This window comes from Pseudomonas sp. NPDC087626 (genome assembly GCF_044743405.1).
Taxonomy (GTDB): Bacteria; Pseudomonadota; Gammaproteobacteria; order Pseudomonadales; family Pseudomonadaceae; genus Aquipseudomonas.
Window position 1 is genome coordinate 65,465 of sequence record NZ_JBIUWJ010000003.1, and the last position, 25,925, is coordinate 91,389.

Annotated in this window: 19 protein-coding genes and 1 pseudogene; 10 read left to right on the forward strand and 10 right to left on the reverse strand. The window is 61.2% G+C overall.

Annotated elements, in window-relative coordinates:
* Positions 1–50 precede the first annotated feature (50 nt).
* Together ACIOVD_RS03895 and tadA are read left to right on the forward strand one after the other, a co-directional pair.
* Positions 51–1,427 (forward strand): multicopper oxidase family protein, encoded by a 1,377-nt coding sequence (locus ACIOVD_RS03895; RefSeq protein WP_401126241.1) that lies wholly within the window; start codon positions 51–53, stop codon positions 1,425–1,427.
* Positions 1,427–1,924 (forward strand): tRNA adenosine(34) deaminase TadA, encoded by a 498-nt coding sequence (gene tadA, locus ACIOVD_RS03900; RefSeq protein WP_095166016.1) that lies wholly within the window; start codon positions 1,427–1,429, stop codon positions 1,922–1,924. The genes ACIOVD_RS03895 and tadA overlap by 1 nt, the downstream gene beginning before the upstream one ends.
* 126 nt (positions 1,925–2,050) lie before the next feature.
* Here the strand turns inward: tadA and cmoB are convergent, their stop codons facing one another.
* The 5 genes from cmoB to lon form a co-directional block, all read right to left on the reverse strand.
* Positions 2,051–3,007 (reverse strand): tRNA 5-methoxyuridine(34)/uridine 5-oxyacetic acid(34) synthase CmoB, encoded by a 957-nt coding sequence (cmoB, locus tag ACIOVD_RS03905; protein ID WP_095166014.1) that lies wholly within the window; start codon positions 3,005–3,007, stop codon positions 2,051–2,053.
* The gene (gene cmoA, locus ACIOVD_RS03910; protein WP_095166012.1) at positions 3,004–3,747 is read right to left on the reverse strand and encodes a carboxy-S-adenosyl-L-methionine synthase CmoA; all 744 of its coding nucleotides are present in this window, start codon (positions 3,745–3,747) and stop codon (positions 3,004–3,006) included. Before cmoA ends, cmoB begins: the two co-directional genes overlap by 4 nt.
* A 168-nt stretch (positions 3,748–3,915) precedes the next feature.
* A complete protein-coding gene (locus tag ACIOVD_RS03915) occupies positions 3,916–4,551 on the reverse strand; it encodes a lysoplasmalogenase (protein ID WP_095166010.1) in 636 nt (211 codons plus the stop codon).
* A gap of 2 nt (positions 4,552–4,553) precedes the next feature.
* On the reverse strand, positions 4,554–4,946 hold the full coding sequence (locus ACIOVD_RS03920) for a protease inhibitor I42 family protein (RefSeq protein WP_095166008.1): 393 nt from the start codon (positions 4,944–4,946) through the stop codon (positions 4,554–4,556).
* A gap of 181 nt (positions 4,947–5,127) precedes the next feature.
* Positions 5,128–7,557 carry an endopeptidase La gene (lon, locus tag ACIOVD_RS03925; protein ID WP_095166007.1) on the reverse strand — a complete coding sequence of 810 codons (2,430 nt, stop codon included), beginning with the start codon at positions 7,555–7,557 and terminating at the stop codon, positions 5,128–5,130.
* 334 nt (positions 7,558–7,891) lie between these two features.
* On the opposite strand from lon, the pseudogene ACIOVD_RS03930 reads away from it, so the two are divergent.
* Positions 7,892–9,151, forward strand: a pseudogene (locus ACIOVD_RS03930) (Fic family protein); the annotation flags it as partial.
* Positions 9,152–9,490: 339 nt separating this feature from the next.
* Here the strand turns inward: ACIOVD_RS03930 and ACIOVD_RS03935 are convergent.
* Together ACIOVD_RS03935 and ACIOVD_RS03940 are read right to left on the reverse strand one after the other, a co-directional pair.
* Positions 9,491–11,899: a glucose/quinate/shikimate family membrane-bound PQQ-dependent dehydrogenase gene (locus ACIOVD_RS03935; RefSeq protein ID WP_401126244.1), complete on the reverse strand. Its 2,409-nt coding sequence runs from the start codon at positions 11,897–11,899 to the stop codon at positions 9,491–9,493.
* A 224-nt stretch (positions 11,900–12,123) separates the two neighbouring features.
* Positions 12,124–13,506: a carbohydrate porin gene (locus tag ACIOVD_RS03940; protein WP_401126246.1), complete on the reverse strand. Its 1,383-nt coding sequence runs from the start codon at positions 13,504–13,506 to the stop codon at positions 12,124–12,126.
* Positions 13,507–13,785: 279 nt separating this feature from the next.
* Between ACIOVD_RS03940 and ACIOVD_RS03945 the strand changes: the two genes are divergently transcribed.
* Both ACIOVD_RS03945 and ACIOVD_RS03950 read left to right on the forward strand, forming a co-directional pair.
* The gene (locus tag ACIOVD_RS03945) at positions 13,786–14,016 is read left to right on the forward strand and encodes a VF530 family DNA-binding protein (protein ID WP_095166001.1); all 231 of its coding nucleotides are present in this window, start codon (positions 13,786–13,788) and stop codon (positions 14,014–14,016) included.
* 9 nt (positions 14,017–14,025) lie between these two features.
* On the forward strand, positions 14,026–14,691 hold the full coding sequence (locus tag ACIOVD_RS03950) for a Pr6Pr family membrane protein (protein ID WP_401126248.1): 666 nt from the start codon (positions 14,026–14,028) through the stop codon (positions 14,689–14,691).
* A 120-nt stretch (positions 14,692–14,811) separates the two neighbouring features.
* Here the strand turns inward: ACIOVD_RS03950 and ACIOVD_RS03955 are convergent, their stop codons facing one another.
* Entirely contained in the window at positions 14,812–15,594 is a 783-nt protein-coding gene (locus tag ACIOVD_RS03955; RefSeq protein ID WP_401126250.1) for a siderophore-interacting protein, read from the reverse strand.
* Positions 15,594–16,169 (reverse strand): PadR family transcriptional regulator, encoded by a 576-nt coding sequence (locus tag ACIOVD_RS03960; RefSeq protein ID WP_095165995.1) that lies wholly within the window; start codon positions 16,167–16,169, stop codon positions 15,594–15,596. Before ACIOVD_RS03960 ends, ACIOVD_RS03955 begins: the two co-directional genes overlap by 1 nt.
* A 555-nt stretch (positions 16,170–16,724) precedes the next feature.
* Here ACIOVD_RS03960 and ACIOVD_RS03965 point away from each other — a divergent pair.
* The 5 genes from ACIOVD_RS03965 to ACIOVD_RS03985 all read left to right on the forward strand — a co-directional run bounded on the left by ACIOVD_RS03965 (position 16,725) and on the right by ACIOVD_RS03985 (position 22,450).
* The gene (locus ACIOVD_RS03965) at positions 16,725–17,213 is read left to right on the forward strand and encodes a CS1 type fimbrial major subunit (RefSeq protein ID WP_401126252.1); all 489 of its coding nucleotides are present in this window, start codon (positions 16,725–16,727) and stop codon (positions 17,211–17,213) included.
* A 107-nt stretch (positions 17,214–17,320) separates the two neighbouring features.
* Positions 17,321–19,843, forward strand: coding sequence for a CS1-pili formation C-terminal domain-containing protein (locus ACIOVD_RS03970; protein ID WP_401126254.1), 2,523 nt, complete (start codon positions 17,321–17,323; stop codon positions 19,841–19,843).
* The gene (locus ACIOVD_RS03975) at positions 19,844–21,088 is read left to right on the forward strand and encodes a hypothetical protein (protein WP_401126256.1); all 1,245 of its coding nucleotides are present in this window, start codon (positions 19,844–19,846) and stop codon (positions 21,086–21,088) included.
* A gap of 61 nt (positions 21,089–21,149) precedes the next feature.
* Positions 21,150–21,893, forward strand: coding sequence for a molecular chaperone (locus ACIOVD_RS03980; RefSeq protein ID WP_401126258.1), 744 nt, complete (start codon positions 21,150–21,152; stop codon positions 21,891–21,893).
* Positions 21,894–21,955: 62 nt separating this feature from the next.
* Entirely contained in the window at positions 21,956–22,450 is a 495-nt protein-coding gene (locus tag ACIOVD_RS03985) for a CS1 type fimbrial major subunit (protein WP_401126260.1), read from the forward strand.
* 151 nt (positions 22,451–22,601) lie between these two features.
* Here ACIOVD_RS03985 and ACIOVD_RS03990 read toward each other — a convergent pair whose 3' ends face one another.
* Positions 22,602–25,721 carry a transglycosylase domain-containing protein gene (locus tag ACIOVD_RS03990; RefSeq protein WP_401126262.1) on the reverse strand — a complete coding sequence of 1,040 codons (3,120 nt, stop codon included), beginning with the start codon at positions 25,719–25,721 and terminating at the stop codon, positions 22,602–22,604.
* Positions 25,722–25,925 lie beyond the last annotated feature (204 nt).

Here is a 25,925-nt window from a genome sequence, read left to right on the forward strand (position 1 = left end):
GCCTTTTGCGGGCCCTGGGCCTGCGGCAGATACGTGAGGTAGTTGAGTCCATGTCCTTTACCCGTCGACAAATACTCGGTGGTCTGGCCGGTCTGGCAGTAGTTGGCGTCGGGGCCGGTGGTGCATCGCGTTACTGGCTGGGGAAAGTGGCGGATGCCAATGCCGGGCATGACTACGAGCTGATTGCCGCGCCGCTGGACGTGGAGCTGGTACCCGGGCACAAGACCCAGGCCTGGGCCTTTGGCCCTTCGGCGCCTGGGACCGAGTTGCGGGTGCGCCAGGGCGAGTGGCTGCGGGTGCGTTTCATCAACCACCTGCCGGTGGCGACCACCATTCACTGGCACGGCATCCGCCTGCCGCTGGAGATGGATGGCGTGCCCTACGTCTCGCAACTGCCGGTGCTGCCGGGCGAGTATTTCGACTACAAGTTCCGCGTGCCGGATGCCGGCAGCTACTGGTACCACCCCCATGTCAGCAGCAGCGAAGAGCTGGGTCGCGGCCTGGTCGGGCCGTTGATTGTCGAGGAGCGCGAGCCCACCGGCTTCAAGTACGAAAAAACCCTGAGCCTGAAAAACTGGCACATCGATGAGCAAGGCAACTTTGTCGAGTTCAGCATCCCCCGGGAAGCGGCCCGTGGCGGCACGGCGGGGCGCCTATCGACCATCAACGGCGTGCCGTTGCCCGTCATCGACTTGCCCGCTGGGCAGATCACTCGCGTGCGCCTGCTCAACCTCGATAACACCCTGACCTATCGCATCAACATTCCCGGGGTCGAGGCGCAGATCTACGCGCTGGATGGCAACCCGGTACAGCCGCGGCCGCTGGGCAAGGAATACTGGCTCGGTCCGGGCATGCGCATCTGCCTGGCGATCAAGGCCCCGCCAGCGGGCACTGAGCTGTCCCTGCGTAACGGCCCGGTGCGCCTGGGCACCCTGCGTTCGGTGGCCAACACGGATGCACCGGGTGAGTGGCCACCGGCGCTGCCCGCCAACCCGGTTGCCGAGCCGGACATGGCCACTGCGCAGAAGCTCAACTTCAATTTCGAGTGGGTCGGTTCGGTCTCGGTCAATGTCGAAAACGGCAAGCCCCCCAGCCTGTGGCAGATCAACGGCCAGGCCTGGGACATCACCGACAAGACCTGCGCCGACCGACCGATTGCTACGCTCAAGCTGGGCCAAAGCTACATATTCGAATTGAAGAACATGACCCAGTACCAACACCCGATCCACCTGCATGGCATGAGCTTCAAGGTCATTGCCTCGAACCGGCACAAGGTGATCCCGTACTTCACCGACACTTACCTGTTGGGCAAGAACGAGCGCGCGCAAGTGGCGCTGGTGGCGGATAACCCTGGGGTGTGGATGTTCCATTGCCATGTGATCGACCACATGGAAACCGGCCTGATGGCCGCGATCGAGGTGAAGTGATGCGCCAGATTCGCCCGAGCGCCATTATCGACCGCAGCCGTGACCAGCACTTCATGCGCGAAGCCCTGCTGCTGGCGGCCCAGGGAGCGGCCCTCGGCGAGGTGCCGGTGGGTGCGGTGCTGGTGCAGGACGGGGAGATCATCGGGCGCGGCTTCAACTGCCCGATCAGTGGCAGCGACCCCAGCGCCCACGCCGAAATGGTCGCGATCCGCGCCGCCGCCCAGGCCCTGAACAACTACCGCCTGCCCGGCAGCACGCTCTATGTGACGCTGGAGCCGTGCAGCATGTGCGCCGGGCTGATCGTCCACTCGCGCATCGCTCGGGTGGTATACGGCGCATTGGAGCCCAAGGCCGGGATCGTGCAGAGCCAGGGGCAGTTTTTCACCCAGGGCTTTTTGAATCACCGGGTGCTGTACGAAGGCGGGGTGCTGGCCGAGGAGTGCGGGACGGTGTTGAGCGAGTTCTTCAAGGCCCGCAGAGCTAAATCTTCAGAATAACTACTAACCCTGTGGGAGCGGGCTTGCCCGCGATGAGGCCCTTTCAGTCAACGAAGATGTTGAATGTTAGTCCGCTATCGCGGGCAAGCCCGCTCCCACAGGTTTTTTTGTGTCAGGAAGATCGGGTTACTTCCTGGCCACAATCACCGCGCGCATCGGCGCTGGCAGGCCTTCGATGGTCTTGCCGTGGTCATCCGGGTCGAGGAAGTCGCTCAGCGACTGATACTTCATCCACTCGGTGGCGCGTTGTTCCTCGATGCTGGTCACGCTGACATCCACGCAGCGCACGTCGCTGAACCCGGCGCGGCGCAGCCACAGCATCAATGCTGGAACCGAAGGCAGGAACCAGACGTTGCGCATCTGCGCGTAGCGGTCTTCCGGCACCAGTACCTGCTGCTCGTTGCCCTCGATCACCAGGGTTTCGAGCACCAGTTCCCCGCCCTTGACCAGGCAATCCTTGAGCGCCAGCAAATGCTCGATCGGCGAGCGGCGATGGTAGAACACGCCCATGGAGAACACCGTGTCGAAGCCTTCCAGGTTCGCTGGCAAGTCTTCGAACGGGAACGGCAGGTGCCAGGCATTGGGCTCGGACAGGTAGCGCTGCACGGCCTGGAACTGGCAGAAGAACAGCCAGTTGGGGTCGACGCCGATCACACTGTCGGCCCCGGCGCCGAGCATGCGCCACATGTAGTAGCCATTGCCGCAGCCGACATCGAGGATGCGTTTGCCCACAAGGTCCAGGTGCGGGGCGACCCGCGACCATTTCCAGTCCGAACGCCATTCGGTGTCGACGTGCACGCCGAACAGGTCGAACGGCCCTTTGCGCCATGGTGAAAGGCCCATCAGGGCCGTGCGCATTTGCGCGCGAGTTGCATCGTCGCAATCGGTGTCCAGCTTCAGGCCGTTGAGCAAATCGACTTCGCTTGGCTGGATCTTCGGCAAGGCGTCCAGCGCGCTTTGCCAGCGCTCCAGGTCACCGTGGCCCTTCTCCATTTTTACGTCGAGTTGCGCTTGCAGGGTGTTAGCCCAGTCGGCCAGCGGCGTGCCGGCCAGGCGGCGGGCGAGGGGAGACAGATCAATCATGGCAAGGCAATCAACGAGGCAAAGTTAAGACACTGGAACCACGGCACGACTTTCGAGAACCCGGCGGCCAGCAGGCGTTCGGTGTGTTCTTCGAGGCTGTCGGGCTTCATGACGTTTTCGATGGCGCTGCGCTTCTGGGCAATTTCCAGTTCGCTGTAGCCGTTGGCGCGCTTGAACGCGATGTGCAGGTCGCCGAGCAGCTGGTGCTCCTGGGCATCGGCAAAGCGCAGTTTTTCCGAGAGGATCAGCGCGCCGCCGGGCAACAACGACTGACGGATACGCCCGAGCAGGGCCAGGCGTTGTTCAGGGGCGATGAACTGCAGGGTGAAGTTCAGCGCCACCACCGAGGCCGGCTTGAATTCGAGGGCCAGGATGTCACCCTCGATCACCTCCACCGGCAGCAGTTCCTGGAACATCGAGTCCTGGCCGTTGAGGTATTCACGGCAGCGTTCGACCATGGCGGCGGAGTTATCCACCGCGATCACCCGGCAACCGTCCGTACGCACGTGCCGGCGCAGGGCCTGGGTCACCGCGCCGAGGGATGACCCCAGGTCGTACAGCACGCTGTCTGGCTGGGCAAACTGCGCCGCCAGCACACCGAGGTTTTCGACAATGGTCGGGTAACCCGGCACCGAGCGCTTGATCATGTCCGGGAACACTCGCACCACATCCTCGTTAAAGGCGAAGTCGGGTACCTGGGCCAAAGGCTGGGCGAAAAGGCGATCGGGTTCTTTGCTCACGGCGGTTCCAGCGGCGGAATTGGAAAAGGCCGGCATTTTAGCCAAGTTGGCGCGCAGATGCGCGGCTTGTCTGATAAAGCGCCCTGGCAGGTATTGGCGTATCGCGAGCAGGCTCGCTCCCACAGGCTAAACACCGTACGTGTGGGAGCGAGCCTGCTCGCGATGAATTCAGCGCGTTCGTGTGTGGAACGCCGACGCGGCGATGCCCCATTGCCCCAGCCAGTAACTGAGGATGATCACATACGGCGCGGCCGCGAAGGGCATGGCAAAACGGTCGATGCCGATCACGCTGTCGGAGAACACAAAGGCCAGGGCGCCGCCAGCGGCCAACAGTGCCGAGCGTTTCGGCACGTCGGTGCCCAGGCGGGCCAGGGCGCGCCAGAGCATGGCGCTGATGGCCGTGCCATAGACGATCACCGGAATCAGCAACGGCCCCAGGCCATGGGCGATCAGGATCCCCAGCAGCAGTGCGCCGACCAGCAGCGCCAGGAGCAAGGGCCCAGGGGCCAGGCGCCGGCAATCGCTCAGATAGGCTTTGAGGTAGGCCAGGTGGGCCACCAGGAATGCGCCGAGGCCGAACACGAACAAGTCGCCGGGCCAGGCCAGCAGCACATCGCCCAGCAGGGAAAAGATCAGGCCCAGGCTGACCCAGCGCCGGTAGTCGCTGGGCGGTGCATCGTGCAACCAACCCAGCAGGGCCAGCACCGGCAGCGGCTTGACCAGCAGGCACAGTAGCTCGGCGTGCACACTTAAGCCGTAGAGGAACGTGACGGCTCCCATCAACGCCAGAATCAGCCAGCCCATGCTCAGTTCACCACGATTGCGCAGTCGAAAATCTCTACCGGTTCGACTTCCGGTGCCCACGGCTGCTGTGAAGTCAGGCGCAAGCGCCCGTTACCGCTGGTGAAGGCTTGGAAGCGCCAGGTCGATTGCCCCGCGCTGCCCACCAGGCCGCTGTTTTCCGGGTTGGTGTAGACCTCGGGGCTGATGGCCCGCAACACACCGCCGGCCGAATCCTGGATCGCCCAGCGATAACCCGTGGTCGGGTTGCTCGGCAAGGTCAGGATCAGGTTTTGCCCGTTGTGCAGTTGCACCGGGCATTGGCTCTGCTGCTCCACGGTCAGGTTCTGTTTCGGCTGCGAGGCGCAGGCCGTCAGCAAGGCAAGGCTCAAGGGCAATAGCAGGCGGGTGGGGGACATCAAGTCAGGCACTCCGGAATTCGCGACGAACGGCGAGCATAACTGAAGATGAGACAAAATGTGACCGTTAGGCCTAGATAGGGTTGTCAGTGCCGCCGCCCGGCCCGCTCCCACAAGGATTGCAGTAACCTGTGGGAGCGGGCTTGCCCGCGATGGCGTCAGTCCAGGCGTTACACAGTTGTCAGAACAACACCTTGGCCACGTCGGCAAAACGCTTGGCAAAGTGCACGGTAATGCCCTCTTTCAGGTAATCGGGCAACTCTTCGAAGCTGCCACGGTTGGGTTCCGGCAGGATCAGTTCGTGGATCTTCTGTCGGCGTGCGGCAATCACTTTTTCGCGCACCCCGCCAATCGGCAGCACGTGCCCGGTCAGCGTCAGTTCACCGGTCATGGCCACGCCCTTTTTCGGCGGCTGGTTGCGTGCCAGGGACAGCAGGGCGCTGGCCATGGTCACTCCGGCGCTAGGGCCGTCTTTTGGAGTCGCACCTTCCGGTACGTGCAAGTGCACGAAAGCTTCGTCGAAGAACTTCGGGTCACCGCCAAACGACTTCAGGTTGGAGCTGACGTAGCTGTAGGCGATTTCCGCCGATTCCTTCATCACGTCACCCAGTTGCCCGGTGAGCTTGAAGCCACGGTTGAGGGTGTGGATGCGGGTGGCTTCGATCGGCAGGGTGGCGCCGCCCATGCTGGTCCAGGCCAGGCCCGTGATCACCCCGGTGCCCGACAGCACTTGCTCGTTGCGGAACACCGGCATGCCCAGGGAGGCCTCGAGGTCCTTGGGGCCGATCTTGATCACTTGCTGCGGATCGTCCATCAGCTTGACCACCGCCTTGCGCACTAGCTTGCCCAGTTGTTTCTCCAACTGGCGCACCCCGGCTTCGCGGGCATAGCCATCGATCAGGGCCTTGAGTGCACTGTCGCTGATGGACAGGCTGGTTTTCGCCACGCCGGCCTTGTCCAGTTGCTTGGGCCACAGGTGGCGCTTGGCAATGGCGACTTTTTCTTCGGTGATGTAGCCGGACAGGCGAATCACTTCCATGCGGTCGAGCAGCGGCCCGGGGATTGAGTCCAGGGTGTTGGCGGTGCACACGAACAACACTTTCGACAGGTCCAGGCGCAGGTCCAGGTAGTGGTCGAGGAATTCCACGTTCTGTTCCGGATCGAGGGTTTCCAACAGCGCCGAGGCTGGGTCGCCCTGGAAGCTCTGGCCCATCTTGTCAATCTCGTCGAGCATGATCACCGGGTTCATCACTTCGACATCTTTCAACGCCTGCACCAACTTGCCCGGCAGGGCGCCGATGTAGGTGCGACGGTGGCCCTTGATCTCGGCTTCATCACGCATGCCGCCGACGCTGAAACGATAGAACGGCCGCCCCAGGGATTCGGCGATGGACTTGCCGACACTGGTCTTGCCCACGCCCGGCGGGCCTACCAGCAACACGATGGAGCCGGCGATCTCGCCCTTGTAGGCGCCCACCGCGAGGAATTCGAGGATCCGGTCCTTGATGTCATCGAGGCCGGCATGGTGTTTGTCGAGCACCTTGCGTGCGTGCTTGAGGTCGAGCTTGTCTTCCCCGTACACGCCCCAGGGCACGGCCGTCGCCCACTCCAGGTAGTTGCGGGTCACGGCGTATTCGGGGGAGCCGGTCTCGAGGATCGACAGCTTGTTCATTTCCTCTTCGATGCGTTTTTGCGCCTGGGGCGGCAGGACCTTGCCCGTCAGGCGTTGCTCGAACTGCTCGACGTCGGCGCTGCGATCATCCTTGGTCAGGCCCAGCTCCTGCTGGATCACCTTGAGTTGTTCCTTGAGGAAAAACTCGCGTTGGTGTTCGCCGATCTTGCGGTTCACTTCCGCGGAGATTTCTTTCTGCAGGCGCGCGACTTCGACTTCCTTGCGCAGCATCGGCAGGACTTTTTCCATGCGCTTGAGCATGGGCACGCAGTCGAGCACTTCCTGCAATTCGTTACCGGTGGCCGAGGTCAGGGCGGCGGCGAAGTCGGTCAGCGGCGACGGGTCGTTGGGGCTGAAGCGGTTGAGGTAGTTCTTCAGCTCTTCGCTGTACAGCGGGTTGAGCGGTAGCAGTTCCTTGATCGCGTTGATCAGCGCCATGCCATAGGCCTTGACCTCGTCGGTCGGCTCGCTTGGCTGGTGCGGGTATTCGACTTCCACCAGGTACGGTGGGCGATGGTGCTTGAGCCAGGTGCGGATGCGCACACGGGTCAGGCCCTGGGCGACGAACTGCAGCTTGCCGTTTTCGCGGCTGGCGTGGTGGACCTTGACCAGGGTGCCGTATAGCGGCAGGGCGCTGGTGTCGAAATGCCGTGGGTCTTCCTGGGGGGTGTCCATGTAGAACAGCGCCAGCGAGTGGTGCTCGGACTTGGCGACCAGATCCAGGGTCTCAGCCCAGGGTTCTTCGTTGACGATCACCGGCAGGACTTGGGCCGGGAAGAATGGCCGGTTGTGGATCGGGATGATGTAGACCTTGTCCGGCAGGTTCTGCCCGGGCAGGGCCAGGCCAGTGCCGGAGGAGGCGTGGTGTTCGGGGTGTTCGGCGTGTTCCGGGTCGGCGTATTCGCTGGGGTCTTCGGGGAATGCTTGCTGGTCGCTCATGGGGCACCTGCGCAATGGGGTATGGGAGTTAGATGGGGCAGGTGGCGGGTGGTTTCAATGGTGGGAGCGCTTTGCGGGGGATTTGTTTGGTAAGCGGGTTGTTACCTGAAGGCTGCGAACCGAGCGTCGTGGTTGATCGTTCCCATGCTCTGGGAATGCAGGTCATTTCAATTCTGTATAGGGTGGACGGTCAGAGGATTGTGTGGTGAGTTAAAAAAAAATATGAATAATTACTCGGAATTAAGATTTTCTTTGCGTAGTGAAGAAAATCTGTGCTGCGAATACGGATTTGAGGATTTTGCGCCGATGAACTCAGTTCGTTGAAGCGCTTGAAGCCGAGCTGCGGCAGTCACCTAATGGAGTCTACATTCGCAAGGCTTGCTATCTGCGGGAAGCTTTCACGGGTGAACAAATTGCGCAGCACTCTCCGGTAAAGGGGCGTTTCATGCCCCTGTTCGATCCAGAGCAGTACCTGACCATGGCCGGGGCCCGGAACTCTCGGTGGCGTATCGAATTTAATGGCCTGGGCACACTTTCCTACTGCGCCACGGTCGAGCGGACCCCCCAGATTGTTGCTCTGCTCGAACATGACATTCTCGGTCGCACCCGCGAATTTATTGCGAACTTGCCATCGGGAATGATGGACCGGGCGATAAACTGGGCCTACCTCTCTGAAACCAAGGACTCGTTCGCCATTGAGCGCGAGGAGCCCAGCGAAGACAAATCGCGCCGCTTCATCCAGCTTTTGAAGCAAGCTCATGAGCGCGCTCCACTCACCGAGGACTATCTGGTAAGCCTGCAGAACGCGACGGTATCGAATCCGCTCGACATGGCGGCAGGATACCGTCACGAGCAGAACCACCTGGCCAACTCTTTTCACGGTGCGGCCGGTGTCACCTACGTACCTCCAGAGCCAGAGCTGTGCCGCGAACTGATGGATCAACTGGCCGCGTTCGCCAACGAAGCACCCACCCATATCGACCCGTTGGTCGCTGCCGGCATTATCTCCTTCGGCTTTGTCCTGAATCATCCCTTTATGGATGGAAATGGGAGACTTTCCCGTTTTCTGATCCACCACACGTTGTGCCGTGCCGGGGTATTGGAAAATGGTCTTCTTCTGCCCGTCTCCGTGGCGATGAAGCGGGAGGAGCGGCTCTACCTTGAAACCCTGCAAGAGTTCTCCAGGCCGGCTCGGGAGTTCTGGGACGTCAGGTGGATCGATCAGGGTAACTTGTCATTTAACTTCACCGGGAGCCCGGCCATCTATCGGTACTGGGATGCCACCCCGGGCGTCACATTCACGCTGGAAATGGCAAAGCGCGCCCTTGAAGTCGAGCTTCGCGAAGAGACTACGTTTCTCGAAAACTATGACCGGATCGTAAAGCGGGTCGATGAACGCTACGACGTGCGGGGTAGTGACCTGGCTAACCTCGTGATGATGTGCCTGACGCAAGGGGGGACAGTCTCGATTAACCGTCGCAAGCAATACAGGTACACGGTTCCCGAAGCGGTATTTGATTATATAGAAGAAGTCACGCAGGCCTTGCTACTGGAGCAACAGGAGCAGCTTGAGGTCACTGCTGCACAACCGTGAACGTACCTGAGAACCTGGCAGCCGAGGCGGCCTACCGGCCTAATGCCGATCAGTTAAGGAGAAACGACCACCTATGTAGGAGCGAGCTTGCTCGCGATGGCGGCCTCTGCCAAACCCTAGATCTCGGATGTACCCCAATCCCCCGTAGCAGCTGCCGAGCCCGCGAGGCTGCGTTCGAGGACGCAGTCCTCGCCAGGCCTTGATGGCGATACAGACGACTGCTGCGCAGCCGAACGCAGCCTCGCGGGCTCGGCAGCGGCTACACGGGTTGTGATGTGGGTAGGCACAAAAAAGGCGACTACCCTGCGGTAGTCGCCTTCTGGTTACGGCCGATGCAGCTTATTTCGGCAGTTTGTAGGCGATGACGTAATCGCCCATTTTGGTGCCCAGGGAGCCATGGCCGCCCACTACCAGCAGGACGTATTGCTGGCCGTCCTTGCCGGTGTAGGTCATTGGCGTGGCCTGGCCGCCGGCTGGCAGGCGGGATTTCCACAGTTCCTTGCCGGTGTTGACGTCATAGGCGCGCAGGTACTGGTCCAGGGTGCCGCTGAGGAAGCCGACGCCGCCGGCAGTGACGATCGAGCCGCCCATGCTTGGTACGCCGATCGGCAGGCCGATAGGCAGTGGCGAGCTGTCGCGGCTGGTGCCGTTCTTGCGTTTCCACACCACTTTGCTGGTGGTCAGGTCGATGCCAGCCACGTAGCCCCAGGCCGGAGCCTGGCAGGGTACGCCGAACGGCGACATGAACGGGTGCATGATCACCGCGTAAGGTGCGCCGGTGTTCGGTTGCACCCCGGCGGTTTCGCTCTCGCGCTTGCTGCCGGCCGCCACTTGGGCGCGGGGCACCATTTTCGAGACGAAGGCCATGTAGTTCGGGCTGGTGAACAGCATCTGGCGCACTGGGTCGACCGATACGCCGCCCCAGTTGAACACACCAACGTTACCCGGGTAGATCAGGCTGCCCTGTTCCGACGGCGGGGTGTATTGGCCTTCGTAGCGCAGTTCCTTGAACTGGATGCGGCACAGCATCTGGTCGAACGGACTGGCGCCCCACATGGCTTTTTCGGTCAGTTCCGGGGCCAGCAGGTTGAGGTCCGAACGGGCCTGGGTCGGTGCGGTGCGATCGCCCGGGACCGCGCCTTGCGGCACAGGGATCTCACGAATCGGCACGATCGGCGTACCGTCGCGACGGTCCAGCACGTACAGGCTGCCCTGCTTCGTTGGCGCGATCAGTGCCGGCTTGATACCGTCGGCGGTTTTCATGTCCAGCAGGGTTGGCTGGCTGCCAACGTCCATGTCCCACAGGTCGTGGTGGGTGAACTGGTAGTTCCAGCGCACCTTGCCGGTGGCCAGGTCCAGGGCCACCAGGCCGGCGCTGTATTTCTCGGCGCCCGGGGTGCGGTCGGCGCCCCATTGGTCTGGAGTCTGGTTGCCCAGTGGCAGGTAGACCATGCCGAGTTTTTCATCGACGCTGGCCAGCGACCACATGTTCGCCGAGTTGCGGCTGTAGTGTTCGCCCGCCGGCAACGGCTCGGTGGCGTCCGGGTTGTTGCTGTCCCAGTTCCACACCAGGTGACCGTCGTGGACGTCGAAGGCGCGGATCACGCCGGACGGCTCGTTGGTCGACTCGTTGTCGGTAACGTGGCCGCCCATGATCACCAGGTCACGGGTGATAGCTGCTGGCGAGGTGGCGTAGTAGCCGCCCGGGGTGAACGGGCCGATACCGGTGGTCAGGTCGACCACGCCCTGGTTGCCGAAGCCTTCGCAGACTTTGCCGGTGTCGGCGTTCAGGGCAATCAGGCGGGCGTCGGCGGTCGGCAGGTACAGGCGGCGCGGGCAAGCCTGGGCCACGGCCTTGCCGGCGTCGGAGAGCACGGTCGCAGAAGCGCCAGCGGCTGCGTAGGCGTTCTCGTCATAGTAGGAAACGCCACGGCAGGTCATGTGGGCGAAGCCCTTGAAGCCTACCGGGCTCTTGATCTGCGGGTCGAAACGCCAGATTTCCTTGCCGGTGTCCGGGTCCAGCGCCAACACCTTGCTGTGGGCGGTGCAGGCATAGAGCATGCCGTTGACCTTGAGCGGGGTGTTTTCGTTGGTCAGCTCGACCGGGTCGCCAGCGGTTGGCAGGTCGCCGGTGCGGATGCGCCAGGCTTCCTGCAGCTGGCCGACGTTGTCCGGGGTGATCTGCTTGAGCGGCGAGTAGCGGTCTCCGAACTCGGTGCGGCCATAGGCCTGCCAGTCGCCGTCAGGCATGGTCGGTGCGGTGTTGGTGGTGTCGGCACTGTCGCGCCCCAGCTCACCGAGCACTTCGCCCGGGTTGGTGAACTGGCTGCCCACAGCAGCGGCGCCGGCCAGGACCACGGCCACGCTCAAGGCGGCGGTGCCCAGCGGCGCAGGGCCCTGGCGCAGCAGCGGACGGCGGAACCACGGCAGCAGCAGGACGATGCCGAGGGCGAACCACAGCGACAGCCGCGGCACCAGTTGCCACCAGTCCAGGCCAACTTCCCACAACGACCACGCAGTACTGGCCAGCAGCACCAGTGCATACAGGCCCAAGGCTGCACGACGGCCGGCCAGCAGCAGAATGCCGGTCAGCACCAGGCCGATACCGGCCAGCAGGTAGTACAACGAGCCGCCAAGCATGCTCAGCTTGATCCCCCCGGCCAACAAGGCCAGGCCCATTAGCAGCAGCAGGATGCCGAGCAGGCTCGGCATCAGGCGGCTTGGACTTGAAGCACCTTCAGTGCTCATAGTGCGATTCTCCGTGACGTTTTAAGTAGCCTTGCGCAAGTTCACTGTAGATGACGATCGTGCGCGGGCGTGGTTCAGATAAAAACGGTGATCCCTGTAGGAGCGAGCCTGCTCGCGATGGGCGTGAACGATGACGGTGGGTGCCTGACACCCCGCGTAGCTTTCGGATCCATCGCGAGCGGGCCGCAAGCGGGCACTCGCTCCTACAGGGTTTGTAGCTCGGGTCAGAACGACGACTGCACCTTGATGCCGCCAATCAGCGCGTCATCCACATCGTTCACGCCACCGGGATGGCGGATGTACTGCAGGTTCGGACGTACCGTCAGCCAGTTGGTCAGGTGCACGCCGTAATAGAGTTCGGCGCTGTATTCGGTGTCTTGCGGCGGCAGGTAGGCCGGGTTGTCGTAATCGAACACCGCGCGGGCCTGGTTGCTGGCCTCGGCATTCTTGCGATAGGCCGGGTTGACGTGGACGCGGGCCATGGCAAAGCCGATGTCATCCTTGGCGCGGGCATCGAACAGGCCTTTGTAGACCAGGCCGGCCTGCACGTAGTTGTCGATCGCGTTGGTCTTCTTGTCGTGCATCGTGCCGTTGGCGAACAGGCTCAGGCCGCGCGAGTTGTCGCTGGCCACGCTGCTCACTTGCTGCTGGATACCCAGCCACACCCCATGCTTGCTCGACGAACTGCGATAAGCCTCGCCACTCAGGGCGGCGGGCTGGCCATTGCTGTCCTTGTAGACGTCGCTGGCCTTGGCGCTGCTGTAGTAGTAACCGGCGCGGTATTCACCCGGCAGGCCATTGAGTTTCGGGGTCCACACCAGTTCCACCGGGACCACGGTGCCCTGGGTGCCACTGCCGCTGAGCTTGAAGCCGTTGTCCTTGTCCAGGTTGGATGGGTTCTGCTCATAGGCGCCGATCTGGGCGTAGACCTCCGGGCTCAGGTGGTACTTGACCCGCAGTGCCCACTGGCTGACCGGCCAGTTGTACCAGATGCCGCCGGCCCAGTTGCCGACCTGGGAGCCGCAGAACGCCAGGTTCTGGAAGTCGCAGGGGAAGCTGTTGAAGTCCTCGCCTTCGCCGAACCGGCCGGCCTTGATATCGAGTTTCTGGTCGAGGAATTTCTGCTGGTACCACATCTGCGTCAGGCGTGTGGTCTGGCCCCGGCCCCAGACTTCCTGGGCCGAGGTGAAGCCGCCGACCCGTGGATCGTTGATCCGGTCGTTGCTGATGTTGTTGCCGCTGCGCTTGGTGATGGTCAGTTGAAACTCGGCGTCGTCCCAGCCGAGGATCTTTTGCAGGTCCAGGTGGGTGCCCAGGCCGAACTGGTCGCTGTAGCGCGCAGTGCGATCGTGGTCGTAGCCGCCGTGCAGGTTGCTGCCCATTTCGCCGGTGTAGTCGAGCTTGAAGTCGTAGCCTTGTTGCGCGAGTTCAGTGCGCGTGCCGTTCCAATCGCCGAGCATCCACGGCGATTGGCTATCGAACGCCGGGGCGGCCTGAACGCAGTTGGCAAGACCCAGGGCAGTGAAGCCGCCGATCAGGTTCAGGGTTTTACGGCGCGCAGCCGGTGTTGAGACAGCGCTGTCTCGGGAGATCTGCAAGTAAGGCATAAAGAAGAAATTCTGGGTCTTTTTCTAAGGGAGTGAGCTGCGCGGGTAAGAGCTGCGGCCGGCAGCGGAAGCGTTTCAGCTTAAGGGCGTAAGGATAATGATCTGTTACAAATAGAGAAAGGGCTTTTCTCGACATGCTTCCTTTCGGATTCGGTAACAGTCGTACGCGGCCGGTCAGGTGACCTACATTTACCCCAGAGCGCACAGAATCCTTCCACCCGCTGTCCCCCTCGGCTAAGGTGCGCGCCTTCCCATCCTGATTAGGTTCAAAGGCCCGGCATGACCGAACACACCACCGACCCGCTGCATGGCGTGACGCTTGAACAGATCCTCAATGCGCTGGTTCAACACTACGAATGGTCGGGGCTGGCCGAGCGTATCGACATTCGCTGCTTCAAGAGCGACCCGAGCATCAAGTCGAGCCTGACTTTCCTGCGCAAGACCCCCTGGGCCCGCGAGAAAGTCGAAAAGCTCTATGTGAAGCTGATGCGCACCAAACGCCCGCTCTAAGGAATGTCCATGGCTGTCGAGCTGACGCGAGGTTCGCCCGTCGAACGCCGGTGCGTTCGCCTGGCTGCCGTACTCGGTTGGCTGGGCCTGAGCATCCAGCTGTACCTGGTGTTTTATGGACGCTGGAGTGTCGAGGCCAGTTTGCTCGGCGGCCTGGTGAGCTACTTCAGTTATTTCACGGTACTGACCAATACCCTGGTGGCCGCAGTGCTGACCAGTGCGGCCACGAGCCAGCAGTCTCGCGGACGGACGTTTCTGTTGCAGCCGTGGGTCAGCAGCGGCATCGCGGTCAGCATCAGCGTAGTCGGCCTGGCCTACAGCCTGTTGCTGCGCCACCTGTGGCACCCGCAGGGCTGGCAGCTGATTGCTGACGAATTGCTGCACGACGTGATGCCGCTGCTGTTTGTGCTCTATTGGTGGTGTTGCGTGCCCAAGGGCCACTTGCGCCTGGGGCATATCGGCCTGTGGGCGATCTATCCGCTGCTGTACTTTGCCTATGTCCTGCTGCGGGGGCGCTCGCTGGGGATTTACCCTTATCCCTTTGTGGATGTGGAAAAGCTCGGTTATCCCCAGGTGTTTCTCAACGCCTCGGGGATCCTGCTGGGGTTTGTCGTGGTGGCGTTGGTGGTGCTGGGGTTGGATCGGTGGCGCGCACGACGGGGATCTCGTGTGTAGGCGCGAGCCTGCTCGCGAAAAAACTGAGCCCGCCGTGGGGAATCAGGGAGCGCGCGTTATCGTTGACGCCCATCGCGAGCAAGCTCGCTCCCACAGTGTGATGCGGGCTTGCTCGCGACGTTACTGTTCGTTGTCGTCGAGTTGCCAGTAGCCCACAGCTTTGACGAACTGCTGATCCAGGCCCTTTTCTTCCAGCAGCACCCGGCGGATCTGGCGTGAAGCCTTGGCTTCGGTGGCGATCCAGGCGTAGAGCTCGCCCTCGGGCAGGGACAGCTGCTGCACGGTGGCCAGCAGGTGATCCTTGCCACCTTCACGCAAGACCCAGATCACCTCGACCTCGGCCGGGCTGTCGAGCTCTTGCTGCTCGGCGCCATTCTCGATTTCCACCACCACCAGTGCCCGGCGATTGGCGGCCAATCCTTCCAGGCGGCGAGCAATGGCGGGCAGGGCGGTTTCGTCGCCGATCAGCAGGTAACTGTCGAAGATATCCGGCACCACCATCGAGCCGCGTGGCCCGGCAATGTACAGGAATTGGCCGGGTTGCGCCTGTGCCGCCCAGGTCGATGCAGGGCCGTCGCCGTGCAGGACAAAATCAATGTCCAGCTCCAGGGTGTCCAGGTCATAGCGGCGCGGGGTGTAGTCGCGCATCGCCGGCTTTGGCCCCTGATCGTTATTGGCCCCCAGTTCGAGCGTTTCCAGGGCCGCCTGTTCCTCGGCATTTTGCGGGAACAGCAGTTTCACGTGGTCATCCGTGCCCAGGCTGATGAACCCGGCCAGTTCCGGCCCGCCAACAGTGATCCGGCGCATGCGCGGCGTCAGGTCGATTACCCGCAGTACCTGCAGGCGGCGGCGTTTGATTTGGTGCATGACGCGGTGGATGGTCTGGGTGATCACTTCAGTCATTACGCGTTCTCCTGAACCGATTGTGCCTGCGGGCCATCGACGATGGCTTTGGCGGTGTTGTTGAGCAGGTCGCGGACCCGCAGGATTTCTTCCGGGCTCCAGCGACCGTGGTGCATCTGCAGGGCATGGCGCAGGTTGTGCACTGCCTCGTGGATCTCGGCGGGGCGGTCGTGGCCGCGCAGCGAGCGCTTGCTGACTTCAATGCGCATCCGCACGCCGTCCAGGGCAATCGCTTGTTCGCCCAGTGACTGGCGGCCGGCGTCGGTGATGGCGTAGCGTTTTTTGCCGCCGTCGGCGTCGCCCAGGATCAGTTCGCTTTCTTCCAGGAAGGTCAGGGTCGGGTAGATCACCCCGGGGCTGGGGCTATAGGCGCCATCGAACATGCTTTCGATCTGGCGGATCAGGTCATAGCCGTGGCAGGGCTGTTCGGCGATCAACGCCAGCAACAGCAGCTTCAGGTCGCCAGGGGCAAATACCCGGGGCCCGCGGCCACCGCGTTCGCGGCCGGGGCCCGGGCGTTTTTCGAAGCCGTCGCGGCCGTCGGAGTGTTCGCGGTGGGAATGATGGTCTCTCATTTTTGCTTTCTCTCTTCGTGTTTAGACATAACTTAAGATATATCTTTGATAAAAAGCAAGCACCCCGGACCAACGGCGCAGGCTGCCTGCAACCCCTCTGATCGACACCCCTGTGAATCTGCCAGGCTTGCCGTGTGCTCGCCTGGATACGGCTCGATCCTGCGCCGGCGGTAATTTCCTTATTGCGTTCGCAGGTGTTTTTAGTGCTAACTCTCTAATTAACTTGTTTGCCCCTTTATTTATTAAGGCGGTGCTATTAGTCTTACGGAAGTTGCACTGCTGGTTCTCTCTGTATGGGATTTCCAGAGAATCTGTATGTGGTTTCAGTCTGACGGCTGTTGAGCTGAGTGTTTGATTTTTATTGTTTTTTCTTTCCGCTTGAATAGCACTCCAGCTACGCAAAGGACGGAACTTGCCTGCTTACTTTTAAAAATAAATGTTCGATGATTTGCTGGCTTTGAAAGTTGAGACAAAACGCCATCTCGGCGTTTGACTGGTCACCAGTCAGTTGTCGCTTTTACTGCATCGACCCTATTAAAAAGACAGGTACTGAAGATGTTCAAGAAAATCGCGTTCGCTGCTCCCCTGGCTGTTCTGGCTCTGAGTTCTTCGATGGCATTTGCCGCCGGTGAAGCCCGTCACTCGATCAGCCTGATAGCTGAAGTGCCGACCAACGGCTTCTATGTAGTCCCGACCGATCCTGACTTGGTCAACAAGGACCAGGACATGAGCTATCAGCCAACCACCGGCAAAATGGGCGAGGTCAATGGCTTCTTTGACATGATCAACACTAATGGCTCTGTACACGCCAGCCTGGATAACGTGCCGCAACTGTACTCCGGTTCCAACGCAATCAATCTGCAAGTGGCAATCAATGGTGTTGTCCTCTCCACGACTCCGCAAATGGTGGTCGGCGAAACCGAGTCGAACGTAAATTTCCGTGCGCCACTGAATATCAAGGCGATCAGCCCCAACATTGCAGCTGGCTCTTACACCGGCTCGGTCAATATGACGTTTGACGCCGTTCTCCCGGTTTCTCTTTGAACTTGATCGATAGCGGTAAGCGCTTACTTGCTTAAGTAACGTGACCGGTCGGCACTGCGTTCGCGTGTCGGCCGGGATTCAACCTTTCGTAATCAGAGTATTCGTTCATGTTCCCGATGACGCCCATCGCGGCGGCGCTCGCGCTGCTGTTATGTAGCAGTGCATTTGCGGCGCCCACTTCGATTGATTACACGCCGCGAAGTTTGCTGGCACAGGCCAAGGGCCTGCCGGCCGAGTTCGAAGAACATTTTTTCGATGTGCCGCTGGCGGTTCGGGTCGAGCTTGATCAACAACCGCTGGGCGAGGCGATGATTGTGTTGTCCCGCGATGACCGGGTGACCTTGCTCGATTTCACCGACACCAGCGAGAGTCGCTTCGGTGCCGGCGAACGTGAGACCTGGGCCGATACCCTGAAGTCCGGCGTGGCGCTGGGCACCTGCACGGGGCAATGCCCGGAGCAGATGCTGGCGGTGCACTACAACCTGGAAAACTCTTTGCTGTCGATCGTCACCGAGAATGCCGAACGCGATAGCGAAGCCAAACACTTCTACGATCAGCCCGAAGGCGGCAGCAGCGGGTTGATGGTGCGTAACCAGCTCAATCTCAATGGCGGCCAGGATCAAGACCTGGGTGGACGTTTTGGCCTTGAGGCCAGCGCCAGCCTGGGCAATTGGAGCCAGGTGTTCAATATGCAACTGGCGCGCCTGGGCGGGTCGGATGAGCAGACCTATCACGCGGTGCATGAGCTCTATACCCAGCGCGAACTGCAGGGCAGTTTTTTGCGCCTGGGCTACTTCACTCCCAACTCCGAAGGCCTGACACGCCAGCCACGCTCGTTCGGCACCAGCCCGGACACCGCTGTGGGCGTGATGTACGGCAGCTCCGACAGCCTGGCGATCGACAGCCCCAAGCCCAGCGTGTATCCGGTGTATGTCACGGCCAACCGCCAGGCGTCCGTGGAGATCTATCGCGAGGGCCTGCTGATCAACACGCAATCGGTGCCGGCCGGCTTGCAGACCCTCGACACGCGTCCGCTGCCGGGAGGGATCTACGAGGTAGAGGTACGCTTGATCGAGGACGGGCAAATCACCTCGACCACCCAGGAGCTGATCTACAAACCCAACAACTGGCGCAACCACGAGGAGCGCTGGCGCTACAACCTGTTTGCCGGGCAGGAAAGCAAGCTGCTGAGCAATTGGGATGAACAGGACAGCGGCGATGCCACGGCCGGGGCCTCGATCAACTACCTGCTGCACCCACGGGTGATTCTCGGGCTGTCGGCTCGCCAGGTGCGGGAAAAGCTGCAGTACGGCAGCTCCATCGACTGGACCTTGGGCGATCGCGTCAGTCTCTACGCCAACCTGTACCAGACCGAGGATCATGGCACCGGTGCAGACCTGCAAGGGCTGTACAACTACGGCTCCGGCAGCCTGGTGATCAGCCACAACCGTAGTTGGCTCGACACCACCAACACTTACGAAACCCTGCCCGACGGCACCCGTGTGCGCCAACGCAATGTGTTCACCGGCGAGACCAGCAACTCGTCGCTGGCGCTGAACCACCGGATCAGCCGCAAGAGTTCGCTCAACACGCGGGTGTCCCACAGTGAGGGCAACGTCGAAGGTATGGGTGTCGACCTGGGCTGGACGCAACGCACCGAGTTGTTTGGCAGCGATGCCAACTGGCGACTGTCGCTGTTCGATCGCCCCGGCAGCTATAGCAGCGGTGATGCGCGCAATCGCGGCGTCGACCTCAGTATCAACCTGGCGCTCGGCGGTCCGGGCCAGCAGATTTCCGGCAGCATCGGCAGCCGCACCGCCCGTGATGGCGGTCGCGACAACAACGCCTCGTTCGGTTACCGCAAAGACCTGCAAGACCACGTGCTGCAGAGCGTCTCGGTGACCGCGCTCACCGATACCTATGGCGTCGGCTTGTCGAGCCTGGCGAACTTTCGTACCGATGTCATCAACGGCGATGGATTCATCCAGCGCTCATCGTTCAACGACAAGTTCACTGGCGGCGTGAACCTCGACAGCACCCTGGTGGTCGGTGCGCAACGCATGGCGCTGACCAGCCAGCATCAGGGGCGCGGTGCGGGGATGATCGTCGACGTCGAGTCCGATATCGACGGCATTGCCTTGCGCGCCGACGACCTCAGCGGTGGCAGCGCGGCGTTGCGGCCAGGGCGCAACTTCATACCGCTCACGGCTTACCGCAACAGTTCGGTGAGCTTCGACTTCGACGGCAATCACGTACCGGCGGCGAGCATCGAACCGGCGCGCACCCGCTATCACCTGAACAAGGGCGGCGTGGAGTACCGCAAGGTGCGCGTGATGAAAACCCTGACCGTACTTGGTCGCCTCGTCGACCCACAAGGACGGCCGCTCAAGGGGCATCACGTGATCAACCACGCCAGCCGTGGGGTCAGCGAAGTCGACGGCTTTTTTTCGATGGAAATGCATGCCGGCTCGCCGACGCTGGAAGTGCGTTATGCCGACCAGTTGCTGTGCCAGTTCCGGCTTGATGTCGACAAGCATCGTAGTGAAAACAACGTGTTGATGATCGGCGATTTGCGCTGCTCGCCAGATACGTTGGCGGATGCTTCATTCACTCGACAGGAGGCCAGTTAAATGGTGAATCTCAAGACTTGCATACCGCAATTGCTGTGCGTGCTGGCGCTGTTTGTGGCGACACCGGCCGAGGCGGTGAATCAGGAAATCAGGGCGTTGTTCCGCCCCGACCCTGCGAATCCGCAGCGCAACGCGTTCCTCAACAAGACACCGTCCACCGGGTACTGCGAGTACTACCCGGTTATCTGCAGCAATAGCGATACATTCAGTATCCGTCTGATGACACAACTCGAGTCGAACAAGGCAATTCAAGCCGATGCCGGACCGCGTGACAGTGCAATGTTCAAAGTGCCCGGAGGATGGCGTTCATTGACGGTTACCAATGCCGATACGGGGGGAATCGAAACAGTCGAGGTACGTATTTCCGGCGTTGGCTCCAATTATGTCTTGAGTGATACGGCCGCCAATCTGACCGGCGCCTCGAGTCCAGGGGAAGGGCACGATCGGTTATGGAAAGGCGCAGGCTGGGTGTATCCAGCACCTCCCTGCTCAACCACTGGAATGGGTTTTTTCGGGTCGAGAACGTACGCTTTTTTCTGGAAAACTCCCGATGAGCGCCCTTGCGTCAAGGTGGCCAACTTTGCAATCCCTGCCATGACCTATGGCTATCTGGATTTTGCCTACGAACTGCGTACGCCCAACCCGCTAGGCATGTCGTCGGGGCTCTATACCGGAAGCTTGAGTTATAGCCTGGGCCCTAACGGTGACTTCGACTTCGGCGACGTCATGATTCCAAACGATTCGGACCTGACCCTGGATTTCGTGCTGGATGTTCAGCACACCCTGAAAGTCGAGATTCCTCCCGGTGGTGAAAAGATCCAGCTGGTGCCCGCCGGTGGCTGGCAGAGCTGGCTGCAGGCCGGGCGGCGGCCGGTGAGTCTGTTCCGCGATCAGACCTTCAACATCTCGGCGTCGTCGCGTTTCAAGATGCAATTGATATGTGGCATCGGCCTGTTTCCCAATTGCGCGCTTGAGAATCGTGAAGCGAACCGTCGAGTGCCGCTGTTTGTCAGTGTCAGCCTGCCCAATGGCTTGACCGACCTCTCCGGGCAACCGGTCAGGCGCCTGCGATTGATGCCGAGTCCGGAGAATGCGCAACAATTTCAGCCTGGGTTCTATGTTGATCGGGCACCGGGAACCCTGCATTTCGAAATCTCGCCACAGCATGTGGAAAGCATGCTGAAACCCGGTGTGGCAGGCACTTATTCCGGCGGTGTCTATGTGATCTGGGACTCGGATATCTGATGGCGCGCGCATCGATGCGTGGAGTGTGTGTGTTGTGTTCAATGTGAAGAGGTTCATGGGTATGAAGCGTTTGTTGCTAGTGATGGGTTTGAGCGGTTTTTCCCTGGCTGTTTCGGCGGGGCCGCAGATTAACGTCGGGACGGTCTACGACTATCTGGAAGGCGACAAAAGTACCTACCTCAAACGCGTATTCAACAGCGGTGACAGCACGGCTTTCGTCAAGGTCAATATTCTGGAAATCGTCTACGACGCCAACGGCGTCCCCAATGAAGTGCCGGTCAAGAGTGACCCGGATGCGACGTCCCGTGACGGATTGATGGCCAGTCCGGCGCGCTTGATCATCCCGGCGAACGGGATGCAGGGCACGCGGTTGTTGTTCATGGGAGAGCGTGACAACGAACGCTATTTTCGGGTGCGTTTTGTCCCGGTCGTCCCGGAAAAGGAAGACGAGTTCGCGGTGTCCAGTGACGAGCGCGAGGATTACAAAAAGAATCTATCGGCCGGGGTCAACGTCATGACCGGGTTCGGCACGGTGTTCTTCGTCCGGCCGAACAACAGCCGTTACGACAGCGTGATCGAGAACGGTGCAAGCACCTACCGTATTCGTAACAACGGCAATGCTTCAGTGGTGGTCGACGAATTTCGCAACTGCTCGATCAAACAGGAAAACGAGTGCGAACCCATCACCAAGCACCACATCCGTGCAGGCAAGGATTTCGTGTTCGACAAGAAGCCGGGACGTGAGTACCGCTTCAACCTGGTCGAGGGGCCATCGAAAAAAGTGCTGCAGGTTGCCGGCCAGTAATTCCCCAGGGGCGGGTCGCCTTGACGGGCTCGCGGTATTAATTGACGCAACAGGTACCTGACATGATCAAGCAATCGGCCATCGCCATGTGGGCTGGCGTGATGGCGCTGGTGAGCTCCCTCGCGTTCGCGGCGCGGGAAGAACACAGGTTCGAGGTCTCGGTGGACATACCGACGCTGGGGTTTTACGTGATCCCGGCCGAAACGGACTGGATACATCGCGAACAGATATTGCCATGGAACATTCACAGCAAAACGCTGGTGGGGTTGCGCAAGAACTTCGACGTCAAGCACGACACCAGCGCGATCGAAGCACGGCTGGAAGCCGAGCCCTATTTGTCCAACGGGCGCGACGAGCAGAACATCTATTTGCGCGTCAGCTTCAATGGCCAGGAGTTGAGCCATGATCCGCAACCGCGCGAAGTGGTATCGGCAGCCCAGGCCATGGCCGGTGGACGCTTCCCGCTGGAGATCCAGCCGAAAGTGCCCGCCGGCGGATACAAACCGGGTGTTTATTACGGCAATGTACGAGTGATATTCATCGCCGCTGCGCCTTGATGTCCGGTAGTCCGACAGCAGGAATCCGACCTTACATAAAAAAAGCGCCAAACCAGGTTCTCAATGACGTCGATTTCGTCCCGAACCCGGAAAAAAACAGGAGTGAAAAGTATAGGGTTGCCGCCACGCGGGTGCGTCTGTCGATCCTTGCCTAGCGGCGGACGGTTGCCTCGGTTGCCACGGTTGGCTGGCACATCGTATGGGTGCCCGGTTGCAGGTAAGGCGTGAGGATCGGCGCCATGCCCTTGAGCACTTGCACCGGCAAGGCCGAGGTGAACTTGAAGCCTTGGGCGGAGGCTCCCGGCACGAAGGCAGTCAGGGTGCCGAAGTGATGATCGCCAATGTAGAACACGAAAGTCGCGGTGCGGTTGATCGCCTTGGAACTGAGAATGCGCCCGCCCGAACCGACGGCTTCGATGCGGTTGTCGCCGGTGCCGGTCTTGCCGCCCATCGCCAGTGGCGTGCCATCGGCTAGTTTGAAGCTGCCAGCCACACGTTTTGCGGTACCGGCGTCGACCACCTGTGACAGTGCTTCACGCAGGGCCGTGGCCACTTCCACCGGCATGACCCGCTTGCCGGCGTCGGGGTCGTTGGTCAGGCGAGTCTCGTAGGGAGTGTCGGCGGCAAAATGCAGGCTGTCGATGCGCAGGGTCGGCATGCGCACACCGTCGTTGAGGATGGTGCCGACCAGCTCCGCCAGGGCGGCAGGGCGGTCGCCGGAACTGCCGATGGCGGTGGCCAGCGACGGCACCAGGTGGTCGAAGGGGTAACCGACTTTTTGCCAGCGCTGGTGAATGTCGAGGAAGGCTTCGATCTCCAGCATGGTGCGGATGCGGCTGTCGCGGGCGCTCTTGTGCTTGCTCTTGAACAGCCAGCTGTAGACCTCCTGACGCTCGAACTGGCTGGCCTTGACGATCTGGCTGAACTTGGCGTCCGGGTTATTGAGCAGGTAGCCGATCAGCCACAGGTCCAGCGGGTGGACCTTGGCAATGAAGCCCTGGTCGGGGAGGTCGTAGGCACCGGGGCCGTAGCTGGCGTAGAGGCGCTCCAGGCGCTCGTCGGTGAGCTTTTCCTTGGTCTTGAGGGTTTTCAGATGCGAGCGCACAAAGCTGTTGAAGCTCTCCTGGGAGGCTTCTGGCAGCAGATAGCGGTGCACCGCTGCCAGGCGAATAGCCGTGGGGTGCATGCTGTCCAGGAAGGTGTCGAGACGCGCCTGGGTGTCTTTTTTCTGGTACTTCTTCCAGAACTTCAGCAGGAACGAAGTGCCTTCGCGGTCGGCGAACTGGGCCAGGTATTCCTGGCGTCGCGGGTTGACGTCATCCTTGAGCAACTGGCCGCTGTTGTCCGGCCCGGAATAGGTGGTGTAGCGCACCAGGTCGCGCATCAGGCGAATGAACGGCAGGTTGATCGACTCGCGCAGGGAATCGCGCAAGGTCGGCAGGCGGCCGTTGTCCTCTTTGCGAAAGTTGTGGAAGGTGTGCAGGCCGCCGCCGGTGAAAAAGGCTTCGCCGGGGCTCGCCGAGTATTTGCGGTCCAGGGCTGCGCCGAGCATTTTCGCCAGGCTGCGGTCGCTGTTCTGGATCAGGTAGTCGACGGCCCAGCGGGTCAGTCGGTCCTGGTCGGCGACTTCGACTTTTTTCAGTTCGGTCGGGGTCTGGGCGACGTAACGGTCGTGCAGCTCCGCGATGATTTGCAGGTAGGTGGTCAGCACCCGCAACTTGGCGGTGGAGCCCAGCTCCAGTTTGCTGCCTTCGTTGATGTCGAACGGTTGGTCGGTGCTGTCGGTTTGCACCCGCACGCGCGAGCCGTCGGGGGTCAGCTCGAGCAAGGTGAAGCTGTAGCGCACTTGCGCGGTGCTGGTGGCTGTCAGCAGGCGCTCGCCAAGCAGGCCGATTTCGGCGGCAAACACCGGGTCGGCGAGGCGCTTGAGGTAGTCGCTGGCTTGGGTCTGCAGGTCGCCCTGCAAGGTGCTGGTGGCGGACAGGTCGAGACGGTCCAGGTCATACAGCGGGCGGTTGAGCATGGAGGCCAGGCGACTGCGCGCGACGCTGATGCCTTTGTTGGTTTCAATCGGCTGGATGGTCGGTTGTTGCACCCAGTCACGGTAGGTGACCTTGCTGGCGAGTGCCGCGCTGGTCAATGCCGGGTCGAGCACGGCGTTCTGCGCCAGCAGGCGGATATGGCTGTCGGTGAGGTTCGCCAGGTCTGCCTGGCCCTTGGTCAGGTAATACGACGGCCGGCGCTGGGCAATCATCAATGACAACACTTGGCGCAAGGCCAGGCCGCGTTGCGCCAGGCTTTGCGGATCGCTGGCGTCGCTGGCCAGGGCCTGGTTGACCTGGTTGAAGTCGGCGCCGTACCACACGCGCAACCCCTCGGCCATGCCATGCACCTCGCCATGGCCGGGGACTGCCGACAGCGGCACGCTGTTGAGGTAGTCACGCACGATATTCTGCCGGGCCTCGAGGGTCTGCGGGCCGTCCTGATAGGCACGCACGCTGGCGGAAATCATCTGGCGAATCTTCTCGCCACCTGAAACGGTCAGGCCGTCCGGCGAGTGGCGGTACTTCTCCAGTTGGGTGGCGAGGGTGCTGCCGCCGGCAGTCTGGCCGGGCAGGTGGAGCAACTTGGCCACTTGTGACCAGGCGGCCTTGGCGAAACGCGGCCAATCGACGGCGGGGTTGGCCTTGGGCTCCTTGGGGTCCAGCAAGTCACGGTTTTCGATGAACAGCAGGCTATGGGTGACCAGTGGCGGAATCGAGGCGAAGCTCGAATACAGCTGCTGTGGGTATTTGAATTGATAGAGCGCGGCGGTGGTGCAATCGGTGATCGACAGGCCGGCCTGGATTTTCTCGGCGTAGGGCACAAAAAAGCCGTTCTTGCTGTACTCGAGCAGCTTGGGTGAAAAGCGGGTTTGCGCGGCGATCACATAATCGCGCTTGAGCAGGCGTGGCAGAAAGTCCCCCAGCGCGCTGTAGCCCAGGCGTTTATCGAAAGGCCCGGCGCCCGGGTAGAAAATCGAATCGCTGGGCCCTGGGTGCATCGAGTAGCTCAAGGACGCCGCGAACCGGCTGAACTCCCGTGCCTGGAAGCGCGAGGTCCGCACCTCTTTTTCAATGGCAAAGCCAAGCACGATCAGGATGATCACCAGCAATAGCCAGAACGAGCGCCAAGCATAGCGGCGACGGCTTTTTTTCGGTAAAGGCGCTTCTTCCACGCTGTCAGTTGGCACCACAGGTTTACTCGAATCGGTTTGCCATAAAGCGCCCATAGTCGACTGATCCATTCACGCAGATTGATCGGACTTGTCTGAAGCTTAGACGCTGGTGGCGCGGGGTGAAAAATTTGTATGAGCACAATCGCAGCGCGTGGTGCGTTGCGCCTACCAGTCGTCGGTAAACCTCTGGAGGAGGCGCTCTAGAGCCTTCAAACCGGTAAATACGGCCTAGGTAGGGGCATGACGTTGCACCATTGC

What these genes read in the sequence shown, in the direction of transcription:
- ACIOVD_RS03895 (WP_401126241.1), top strand. Translation starts at nt 51, where the DNA reads ATGTCCTTTACCCGTCGACAAATACTCGGTGGTCTGGCCGGTCTGGCA.
- tadA (WP_095166016.1), top strand. Translation starts at nt 1,427, where the DNA reads ATGCGCCAGATTCGCCCGAGCGCCATTATCGACCGCAGCCGTGACCAG.
- cmoB (WP_095166014.1), bottom strand. Translation starts at nt 3,007, where the DNA reads ATGATTGATCTGTCTCCCCTCGCCCGCCGCCTGGCCGGCACGCCGCTG.
- ACIOVD_RS03915 (WP_095166010.1), bottom strand. Translation starts at nt 4,551, where the DNA reads ATGGGCTGGCTGATTCTGGCGTTGATGGGAGCCGTCACGTTCCTCTAC.
- ACIOVD_RS03920 (WP_095166008.1), bottom strand. Translation starts at nt 4,946, where the DNA reads ATGTCCCCCACCCGCCTGCTATTGCCCTTGAGCCTTGCCTTGCTGACG.
- lon (WP_095166007.1), bottom strand. Translation starts at nt 7,557, where the DNA reads ATGAGCGACCAGCAAGCATTCCCCGAAGACCCCAGCGAATACGCCGAC.
- ACIOVD_RS03935 (WP_401126244.1), bottom strand. Translation starts at nt 11,899, where the DNA reads ATGAGCACTGAAGGTGCTTCAAGTCCAAGCCGCCTGATGCCGAGCCTG.
- ACIOVD_RS03940 (WP_401126246.1), bottom strand. Translation starts at nt 13,506, where the DNA reads ATGCCTTACTTGCAGATCTCCCGAGACAGCGCTGTCTCAACACCGGCT.
- ACIOVD_RS03945 (WP_095166001.1), top strand. Translation starts at nt 13,786, where the DNA reads ATGACCGAACACACCACCGACCCGCTGCATGGCGTGACGCTTGAACAG.
- ACIOVD_RS03950 (WP_401126248.1), top strand. Translation starts at nt 14,026, where the DNA reads ATGGCTGTCGAGCTGACGCGAGGTTCGCCCGTCGAACGCCGGTGCGTT.
- ACIOVD_RS03955 (WP_401126250.1), bottom strand. Translation starts at nt 15,594, where the DNA reads ATGACTGAAGTGATCACCCAGACCATCCACCGCGTCATGCACCAAATC.
- ACIOVD_RS03960 (WP_095165995.1), bottom strand. Translation starts at nt 16,169, where the DNA reads ATGAGAGACCATCATTCCCACCGCGAACACTCCGACGGCCGCGACGGC.
- ACIOVD_RS03965 (WP_401126252.1), top strand. Translation starts at nt 16,725, where the DNA reads ATGTTCAAGAAAATCGCGTTCGCTGCTCCCCTGGCTGTTCTGGCTCTG.
- ACIOVD_RS03970 (WP_401126254.1), top strand. Translation starts at nt 17,321, where the DNA reads ATGTTCCCGATGACGCCCATCGCGGCGGCGCTCGCGCTGCTGTTATGT.
- ACIOVD_RS03975 (WP_401126256.1), top strand. Translation starts at nt 19,844, where the DNA reads ATGGTGAATCTCAAGACTTGCATACCGCAATTGCTGTGCGTGCTGGCG.
- ACIOVD_RS03980 (WP_401126258.1), top strand. Translation starts at nt 21,150, where the DNA reads ATGAAGCGTTTGTTGCTAGTGATGGGTTTGAGCGGTTTTTCCCTGGCT.
- ACIOVD_RS03985 (WP_401126260.1), top strand. Translation starts at nt 21,956, where the DNA reads ATGATCAAGCAATCGGCCATCGCCATGTGGGCTGGCGTGATGGCGCTG.
- ACIOVD_RS03990 (WP_401126262.1), bottom strand. Translation starts at nt 25,721, where the DNA reads ATGGGCGCTTTATGGCAAACCGATTCGAGTAAACCTGTGGTGCCAACT.